Source organism: Paenibacillus forsythiae T98 (assembly GCF_000520735.1).
Lineage (GTDB): Bacteria > Bacillota > Bacilli > Paenibacillales > Paenibacillaceae > Paenibacillus_AQ > Paenibacillus_AQ forsythiae.
In genome coordinates this window covers 1-442 of the sequence record NZ_ASSC01000714.1, presented here as the reverse complement: position 1 = coordinate 442, position 442 = coordinate 1, and the positions used below count along the sequence as shown (strand labels likewise).

Below are 442 nucleotides of genomic sequence, written 5' to 3'. Positions count from 1 at the left end.
CGGCGCTGCCGCACCGGTCGATCATAGCGAGCTGGATGCGCTCAAGCGGCAGATTGCCGCTCTGGAGAAGAGGCTGGAGCAGGCGCTTCAGTCCGGCGGTGTGTTCGGGAATAGCCGGGAGGGCGCTGCCTCGAAGCCTGCGGGGGGCCGTTCCGCCGCTCCGCGCGTATCCTCCGCCTCCAAGCTGCCGCCGCAAATGGACAAATTCATAGCGGGTAAGGACAGCGGAGATTTTGCGAACGTATATAAACAGTGGAGTCTGGTGCTTCAGGCGGTTAAGGAAGAGAAAGTCACGGTCCACGCGTGGTTTGTCGACGGCGAACCCGTATCGATGACCGAGGACGCGGTGCTGGTAGCGTTCAAGAACACGATACACCGGGAGACAACCGAGAAGCCGGCCAACAAGCAGGTCATCGAGCGTGTGCTGGAGGCTCGTCTGGGG

1 pseudogene is annotated in these 442 nt (G+C 62.0%); it reads left to right on the top strand.

From position 1 onward, the window contains the following. Nucleotides 1-442: pseudogene (locus tag L692_RS33110) on the top strand (DNA polymerase III subunit gamma/tau); the annotation flags it as partial.